Here is a 7,662-nt window from a genome sequence, read left to right as displayed (position 1 = left end):
GCGATCCGATCACCTCAAAAGCTCTTGTGCCACGGGGGCCGTCCACATATGGGTCCCGGGTCAAGCCCGGGACGACGCGGGGATGGGTTTTTGATTTGAATTTCAAACAGCGGAGAGGATGTGAGTTCGCATTCTCGCGGCGCTGTGCGTCCGAGGTTTGCTTCACTTTCCACCCTCCTCGATATTATATAGTAAGGGGGGCAGCAGTCGAAGATGATCCTAGTCGTTCTCTTATTGGTATTTCTCTTCAACGTGTCGCCAGCGACGGCCGAGGTGCCGACCGCGCGCGATATTGTCGATCTCGGCAAATTCGGAACGAAGATATCGAGCATCAGTTGGTGCTCCGATGAAACCTTGACCTTCGTCGATAAGCAGGCGCCTCAAGGGCCGGGTGCTGAGACGTTCTCAAGCGATATCGTGTACATGCTGTCTCTGGTCGGCGGCGATCCTCATCCGCTGGTCGTCTATCCGGCCGCCTATGCGCGCGCGGATTGCGTTCGTGGGGGGCAGTTCGTGTATGTGTCGGGTGTGGCGCGTCTCGCCTACAGGCCCGGTGAAGTGTCGACAAGCGAAACGGTCATTCGACAGTCCTTCCATCATCTGGTTCGAGCCTTGCGCGACGAGAGCGGCAGAAGGTGGCCCTCGACAATCCATATTCGAAAGAGTGGCGGAGGTCCCGAAGGGCCCATGCAGACCGATGGCGCCGGCAACCTGTATAGCCGAAGCAACGGCGGCGCAGTCGAACTCAGGGACATCAATCCAGGCGGCCTGAAGCCGCGCCAGACCGAGCCGCTGAGTTATTCAATCGAGAAGGACGGCTTTGAGTTCATGGTGTTCGCCTCGGACCAAGATAGATACGGACCGCGTGATCCGAAGATCGGCATCTACGGGGTGTCGACGCCGCAGATCGGCTCTCGGAGTCTCGGCAGCTACCAATGTCCGACCCGGGCTCCCAGGCCCGGCTGCGCTAAAGACAGCAAGTCGAAAAATGTCGTCTATTACACGCTTGCTGCACATGCCACTTCGCAGTTGCCGGGTCCTGACGGGGCTCTGCCCGGCTACCAGGCCCTCTATACGGTCGTACCCGGAAAACGTCCGCTCATGCAGTACTGGCAGATTGTTGGTGCCGGTCCGTTCAAGCTTCCATATGAACTTACGGTGGCCGATATTGCGCTCGATGGAGAGCGGTGTCTTGTCCTGCTGGAGCCCAGTCGGGGTGAGGCTTCAAGCCGCGTGGCCGGTCGGTTGCGTCAAGATCTCCTGATCGCGGATTGCGAACTGAAGAATGGCTCGAATACTTCGAGCCCCATGGCATCGGGCAAAAACAAGGCTCGTTCATTTTTCCGAGGCTGAGTCTGTATGGAGAGACTGTCGTCGTGACGGATTTCTACGACAACAGTTCACAGGAAGAGGACCAACTCGAGCTGGAGCGGGTCGAAAGCGATCGAGCGAGAATCTGCGTACAGCTATTTCACGGCGTCAGTGCTGCATCGTTGCAGCGGACCAACTCCCTCTGCGCCTCGGCAGACCGAATTGGCGGAGGCTGGGACGTCGAGCACCTGATCGTAAGCCCCAATGCAAAGTTCATCGCATTCGCCGGCAGGGACGATGCGCTGATTGTTGGGCGCGACTATCGGAAGGACGGACGTGGGCCGGAGTGGCTCACCAACGGAGAGTGATCGGTGGCCGGCATCGTCCTCGCCCGCCGGGCAGATCTCTGACGGTCATTCCGGGCTCGCGACTTCATCGCAGCCCGGAATGACGGCGGAGAAACCAGGCGGAACTTCACGGCGCGTTGAATGAAAGGTCGGAACGGCGCCCGTGTTCCACAGTTGGGCCTCCGACGGGGCACCATTGGAGGAGGATCGATGAAGAAGCTCGCAGTATTGGGCGCCGCCGCGGTGTTGACGACGACGTTCGCCACCCCGCTGATGGCGCAGGGAGTCACGCAGGAACCTGGCTCGATCGGATTCAACTATCCGAATTCGCGCTACCTGACCGGCAGCTATGGGGTCGGCACGCCCTATAATACCGGCCGCTATCCCCGCATGGGTTACCATTATCGGCAGGTCTACTACGGACCCGTCTATCACCGACCCTATTACGGGCCTGGTCCCGGCGAGGTCGCAGCCGGCGTCGTCGGTGGCGCGATCGGTACAGCGGCCGCGATCGCCGCTGCGCCGTTCGAGCCGTATGATTCCTACGCTTATTACTACGATCCTTATTGAGGAACACAGTAGCGACAAGAGAGCGGCCCAAGGGCCGCTTTTTTGTTGCCGCTTCCTGTGCGCCCTCGCGACAGCAAAGCGGCGTCGGCGCCGTTCCATCAAATCGTCACGTTCCCGGCGAATTGCGGCCAAAGCCTGTTGGCTATTGGCGAAAACCGGGCAAGCACAAACATGGGAAAAAGAAATTGTCCTACAAAATGATCGCAGAACGCGACAACGAGAAGGTCAAGGTCGAACGCCAGAGCTCATTGATCATCGTAGCCAAAGCGCGCGTCTTCGCCAGCGCCGGCTGGCAGGTCGTGATCACGGATAAAGAGGGGACGTCGTATGCTCCGGCGGAGTTTGATCGATTGTTAGCGGCGTGATCTTGCAGGTCAAAGCAGGGCGGATTGGCGCGAGCGTGATCCGCTATTCCCCTCGCAACTGATCGGCGGATTATCGCATTCGCGCAATCTGCGCGGCTAGGGCGATCGAAGTATGATCGCCCCAGCGGCTGCTCCAGCAACTCAGCAAAACGTGAACGACCAATCGCGGGTCGCGAGCAGCGATGCGCGGACGGCGCGGCGTACATCAGCGCTTGGTGCTTGGGAAGATCATTCCATTTCAGCGCTCGATTGAGAACGTCCGCATCGTCGGCTGAGCGCTACGGCGAAGCTTCTTCCGAAGACGCATAAAAGCGGGGATGCCCCGGCCCCTTCAAAAGCACGCGTCCGCCGTGGCCGATCACGATGATGTTTTTTGGATGATGAATATCATTCTATTGAACGTGAACGTCTCATCGCTATCTGCAGCCGCGAACGCCACGATGACTTCGAGACGTTGGCGAGAGTTCAAACACGATTTGTTTGGTCAAGTCGAAAGGGGAATAGGCAATGACTAGGTTCAAGCTTTTCAGCGCGGTTGCATTGGTATCGGCGGTGATCGCAACTCCGGTGGCTGCGCAGCAGGCGGTCCAGGAGCCTGGAGCGCAGGCGTTCTATCAGAGCCTCGGCGTCGGCACCCATAATTATCCGCAGAATGCGCTGGCGTCGATCGGCCGTGTCGATCTGTCGGTCGCGCCTCCGGCGCGCCACGCGCGCGCGAGGCATCACGTTTCCAGGCAGTGACGTGGTCACAACGCCGGCCAGCATGATGTAAGCCGCCGGCTTCTTCAGACGAAGGCGGATCGCGTTCGCGCGCCGTCCGCCTTCAAGCGGTTTGAAGCGAGCCCTTGCTCAGTTCCGCCTTGCGGAGCGCCACGCCGGCACAGGATCGAGCGGCGTGCGATACAGCTCGATATTGTCGGCATCGGTGACGCGAACCGCGCAGCCTTTTGCTTTCAACTCGGGTTTGACTTGCGAGAGCTCGTTGGCGAGCTGGTCGGCTCTGTCGGAGGCGACGTGCAAGTCCTCGAGAATGATCGAGCCCTGATTCCTGAACTCTTCCCCAACGACGAGATCGAAGCTGTAGCAAGGCATCCGAACCACTCCTGTTTCGGTATGCACTGCATGGTAGCACTGAGTCGGTGGTTCCCTAAGACAAGCAACGCGCAATGGTTAAGCTCCGCGCACAAACAGTGCGCAGCGATGCGCGAATGCATCACGCGACTCGTCGTGCGATGCAAAGCTCCGTAGTTTTCCGGTGGTGAGTCGCGAGCGAACGCCGGTTGGCTGGCGCCGTCGCGCGTCAACTAAAGCGCGATGAGATGAGGATGAATCATCATCGCGCTTTAGGTTATTGTTTGAGCATGATCTTTTCGGAAAACCGCTTCACACTTTTCCGGATCATGCTCTAGCTGCCCGCAAAGTGTGATCCAGGCCACTTTTGCCTTGTTAAGATTTTATTAAACTTGCGGGTGTCCCCTAAGGGCACAGCAATTTGTGGCGGAACCGGACCCGGGAGCCGGCAGCTACAAGAGAAGGCCGGCGGCGTAACGCCCGCCGGTCTTTTCTCTGGACTGGGGCGAAGGAGCCGAGCTGCGAAGTAAGACAGCAGTCCTGCTGCTTCCGACGATGATCGGCCGCCGCCCACTATCACAAGGTCAAAAGCAGCCTCTGCACAATCCTCGGTCCCCAGTGCAAGGCGGTGAAATAATACGTGCTGACTGCGATGAACGCTGCGGCGACGCCCATGCAAATCGCCGCTCCGACCTTGACGTAAGCAGCAGAGCGCAGTTGGCGTGCGCGAATGAACGCCTCGGCAACAATCAGATTGGGAATGTAGAAAAAGAACGCCATCACGACGTCAAAACCCCCGTCGAACGTCGGCGTGTGACCCATGTTATGGCCGAGCAATGCCCAGAATCCGTAATCCATCCGGTAGAGCCATGACCCGATCACCAGCGCAAACAGCCGGATCGCCCAGGCACGATGCTGCTCGAAGCGTTTGCCTCGCGCATGCCAGAACGTTGCGACGGCGGCGATGGCCGTGAGCGCGCCATAGAGGCTGAAACCGATATTCATCGGTGTCCCGCCGATCGTGCCCTGCACGGCGATAAAAGCGAGCCCGCCCAAGCCGGCCATAAGTGCCGACAATGCATAGAGCCGGCCGACCCACCGGTGAAACGCCGGCGCTCTCGCCCGCACGGCGCTGATCAGTTGCAATGGACCGAGCAGAAGAAGCACCGTGCCGGCCGCGAAATGCAGCCCGATACCCATTGTTGCCATCAGCGAGTGCGCATCGTGAAGGCGCGGCAGATCCCGGTTCCACTGATCAAGATTTCCATCCACCAGCGCGCCGAGGTAGATCGCAACAATATACAAACCGAAGATCGCCGCGCTGATCCAGACGGCAGCCACAAGGGCGGTCATCGTCCATCGTAACGCGGCCGTGCCGACGGCACTTGTGCCGATCGAGCCGCTCTGCTGCCGATCAAGTTCGAATTGCAAGGACACCGCGATGGCTCAGCATAAGTTTGGCGCGCGACGAACAGGATTTGGAGCTGATTGAGGCATTGGGATGACTGCAAGGCCCGGAGCCCAGTCGATGACGTTACCGATGTAATTCGAACGCATGTGATCGATCGAGCGCAACCTTCGTGGTCTCCAGCGCGTTATCGGAGCATGACAGCTCAGCAAAGCCTGCATCCCATGATGAACTTCGACCCGTCCGAGCCCGCGATCCTGCACGACCGCGCCACGGACGAGATTGTCACCTGGATCGGCGACGAAGCCGACGACTTCCGCCGCACCAGCAACGCGCGCGCCGACGGGGCGGTCGCGTGGCGGGAGTTCTTGTTCGACGGATGGGGGAATGTGCTGGGCGGGTGAGGGCCCGACGGAGCCGGTGGCGGGGCCGCAGCGCCGATCGGCGGTAGGCGGACCATGAGCGCCGGCCATTTGCGCCTCAGCGGTTGCCTCGGGCGGCAAGGGCGGATATCCGTCCGCTCCTCCGGGCCAGCCCAAATTCCGACGATCGGCCCGGCCAGACCACGATCGGACGACCGATGCCCCTGTCTCTGCCCAAGCAAAAGATCCGCGTCCTGCTGCTGGAGGGCGTGAACGATTCTGCCGTTCGCCTGTTCGACGCCAACGGTTACACCGAAGTCGAGCGTCTGCCGAAGGCGCTCGGCGCCAAGGAGCTTAAGCAGGCGCTGTCGGGCGTGCATATGCTGGGGATTCGTTCCAGGACCCAGCTCACCGCCGACGTGATTGAGGCCGCCGATCGGCTGATCGCGGTCGGATGTTTTTCCGTTGGCACCAACCAGGTCGATCTCGATGCGGCGCGGCGACTCGGCGTCCCCGTGTTCAATGCGCCTTATTCCAACACCCGCAGCGTGGCGGAACTCACCATCGCCGAGGTGGTGATGCTGCTCCGAAAGGTGTTCCCGCGCTCGGTCGCGGCGCATGCCGGCGGCTGGGACAAGTCCGCGGAGGGCAGCCGCGAGGTGCGCGGCAAGACGCTTGGCATCGTCGGCTATGGCAATATCGGCTCGCAATTGTCGAATCTGGCGGAAGCCATGGGCATGCGCGTGATCTTCTTCGACCAGACCGACAAGCTCCGCCACGGCAACACAGAGCCGGTCGAGACGCTGGACGAACTGCTCGCGGCAAGCGACGTCGTTTCCCTGCACGTGCCGGAGACGCCGGCCACCGCCAACATGATCGGCGAGCGTGAATTGCGGCAGATGAAGCAGGGCGCCTATCTCATCAACAACTCGCGCGGCACCGTCGTCGACCTCGATGCCCTGGCCCGCGTGCTCGGCGAGGGCTGGCTCGCCGGCGCGGCCGTCGACGTCTTCCCCGTGGAGCCGGCCTCCAATGCGGACCGCTTCGTCTCGCCGCTGCAGGGCCTCCCCAACGTGATCCTGACGCCGCATGTCGGCGGCTCCACCGAGGAAGCCCAGGACCGCATCGGCGGCGAAGTCGCGCGCAAGCTGATCGACTATTCGGATGTCGGCTCAACGCTCGGCGCCGTCAATTTCCCGCAGGTGCAATTGCCGGCGCGGCCGACCGGCACCCGCTTCATCCACGTGCACCGCAACGTCCCCGGCGTGTTGCGCCAGGTGAACGACGCCGTCTCCCGCCATGGCATCAATATCCTGGCGCAATACCTGCAAACCGATCCGGAGGTCGGCTACGTCGTGCTTGAGACCGACGTCGTCGGCGGCGAGGGCGAGGGATTGCTGGCGGATCTGAGAGCCGTGGAGGGCACCATCCGCGTCCGCGTGCTGTACGATCAGGACCGGCCGATGGCGCGGTGAGGGGAATCACCGTCGCGAGCTGACCGCGGGTCGAGATCATCAGCGACCTCAGAAAAATGTGATCGGCTGGGCGATTTCGGCGGACATGTCATTTGGATGACGGATGGCTGGTGATCGGAAGATCATTCTGTTTCCCTTCGAATTTCAGCAACTCGATCCCCGTGACTGCCGCCTGTAGCGAAACAAATCACTGCGCGAAGCGACGGATCGCAATCGCGCATTGTTGCAATGCAACAAAGAGCATACCGCAACGCAGCAAGTAGCCTATCTTCTGGGGGACGAATCGACCCAGGAGAATTGCAGTGAAGAAGACTTCTTTAACCATCGCAGCCATGGTCGCGATCACGATCGCAGGCGGCACCACCAGCTTCGCTGCGGAATTGCCGACCTATGAAGTGCAGGGGCTGCCGATCTCGCCGGTGCAAGTCGGGCTGTTGGGAGCCGCGAATGTCCAGGAACAGACGCAGGTCGCCCCCTCGGCGGCTTCTCCGCACGAACTCAGCGTCCTGACACCCCGACCGAAAGTAAGGGCCGCAACGGTCGGTACGACCGGGACCGGAACCGGCGCGTCCCGCTAACCGACACGCGCTTACGGTGCATAGCTAGCGAAAGGCCCGCGACATGTTCGCGGGCCTTTTGTGTTGATGGGGTAGTGCTCACATCGCTCCGCCGATGCGCCCTAGGCCGTGTGGACAGTTACCTTATCCAGAGCAGAGTGGCGGCAATGGCGACGACGGCGAAGTAGTTTCGCGC

General features: G+C 60.9%; 10 protein-coding genes. 8 read left to right on the top strand and 2 right to left on the bottom strand.

The window, feature by feature from the left end; translation table 11 throughout:
• Positions 1-213: 213 nt before the first annotated feature.
• The 5 genes from AAFX91_RS36720 (at position 214) to AAFX91_RS36700 (ending at position 3,334) form a co-directional block, all read left to right on the top strand.
• Complete coding sequence (locus tag AAFX91_RS36720) at positions 214-1,353, top strand: hypothetical protein (RefSeq protein ID WP_394569769.1); 1,140 nt, start codon at positions 214-216, stop codon at positions 1,351-1,353.
• A gap of 23 nt (positions 1,354-1,376) precedes the next feature.
• Positions 1,377-1,679: a hypothetical protein gene (locus tag AAFX91_RS36715; protein ID WP_394569768.1), complete on the top strand. Its 303-nt coding sequence runs from the start codon at positions 1,377-1,379 to the stop codon at positions 1,677-1,679.
• Between the two features lie 189 nt (positions 1,680-1,868).
• Positions 1,869-2,228, top strand: coding sequence for a hypothetical protein (locus AAFX91_RS36710; RefSeq protein WP_282528011.1), 360 nt, complete (start codon positions 1,869-1,871; stop codon positions 2,226-2,228).
• A 185-nt stretch (positions 2,229-2,413) separates the two neighbouring features.
• Positions 2,414-2,593: a hypothetical protein gene (locus tag AAFX91_RS36705; protein WP_130584049.1), complete on the top strand. Its 180-nt coding sequence runs from the start codon at positions 2,414-2,416 to the stop codon at positions 2,591-2,593.
• Positions 2,594-3,100: 507 nt separating this feature from the next.
• Positions 3,101-3,334: a hypothetical protein gene (locus AAFX91_RS36700; RefSeq protein ID WP_130584050.1), complete on the top strand. Its 234-nt coding sequence runs from the start codon at positions 3,101-3,103 to the stop codon at positions 3,332-3,334.
• Positions 3,335-3,442: 108 nt separating this feature from the next.
• On the opposite strand, the gene AAFX91_RS36695 is transcribed toward AAFX91_RS36700, so the two are convergent.
• Together AAFX91_RS36695 and AAFX91_RS36690 are read right to left on the bottom strand one after the other, a co-directional pair.
• Entirely contained in the window at positions 3,443-3,685 is a 243-nt protein-coding gene (locus tag AAFX91_RS36695) for a hypothetical protein (RefSeq protein ID WP_130584051.1), read from the bottom strand.
• 555 nt (positions 3,686-4,240) lie between these two features.
• On the bottom strand, positions 4,241-5,095 hold the full coding sequence (locus AAFX91_RS36690) for a DUF2306 domain-containing protein (RefSeq protein ID WP_394569767.1): 855 nt from the start codon (positions 5,093-5,095) through the stop codon (positions 4,241-4,243).
• A gap of 174 nt (positions 5,096-5,269) precedes the next feature.
• Here AAFX91_RS36690 and AAFX91_RS36685 point away from each other — a divergent pair, with 174 nt between their 5' ends.
• The 3 genes from AAFX91_RS36685 (at position 5,270) to AAFX91_RS36675 (ending at position 7,487) form a co-directional block, all read left to right on the top strand.
• Entirely contained in the window at positions 5,270-5,476 is a 207-nt protein-coding gene (locus AAFX91_RS36685; protein WP_130584078.1) for a hypothetical protein, read from the top strand.
• Positions 5,477-5,652: 176 nt separating this feature from the next.
• Entirely contained in the window at positions 5,653-6,909 is a 1,257-nt protein-coding gene (serA, locus tag AAFX91_RS36680; RefSeq protein ID WP_394569766.1) for a phosphoglycerate dehydrogenase, read from the top strand.
• Positions 6,910-7,211: 302 nt separating this feature from the next.
• Positions 7,212-7,487: a hypothetical protein gene (locus AAFX91_RS36675; protein ID WP_394569765.1), complete on the top strand. Its 276-nt coding sequence runs from the start codon at positions 7,212-7,214 to the stop codon at positions 7,485-7,487.
• Positions 7,488-7,662: the final 175 nt, after the last annotated feature.

It is taken from the genome of Bradyrhizobium sp. 31Argb (assembly GCF_043638955.1).
In the GTDB taxonomy this organism is placed as follows: Bacteria; Pseudomonadota; Alphaproteobacteria; order Rhizobiales; family Xanthobacteraceae; genus Bradyrhizobium.
Note: the sequence above shows the minus strand (reverse complement) of the source record. Positions and strands in the feature narration are given on the sequence as shown.

Coding starts and splice junctions, on each gene's coding strand:
- serA (WP_394569766.1), top strand. CDS start 5,653: ATGCCCCTGTCTCTGCCCAAGCAAAAGATCCGCGTCCTGCTGCTGGAG.
- AAFX91_RS36695 (WP_130584051.1), bottom strand. CDS start 3,685: ATGCCTTGCTACAGCTTCGATCTCGTCGTTGGGGAAGAGTTCAGGAAT.
- AAFX91_RS36710 (WP_282528011.1), top strand. CDS start 1,869: ATGAAGAAGCTCGCAGTATTGGGCGCCGCCGCGGTGTTGACGACGACG.
- AAFX91_RS36685 (WP_130584078.1), top strand. CDS start 5,270: ATGACAGCTCAGCAAAGCCTGCATCCCATGATGAACTTCGACCCGTCC.
- AAFX91_RS36720 (WP_394569769.1), top strand. CDS start 214: ATGATCCTAGTCGTTCTCTTATTGGTATTTCTCTTCAACGTGTCGCCA.
- AAFX91_RS36700 (WP_130584050.1), top strand. CDS start 3,101: ATGACTAGGTTCAAGCTTTTCAGCGCGGTTGCATTGGTATCGGCGGTG.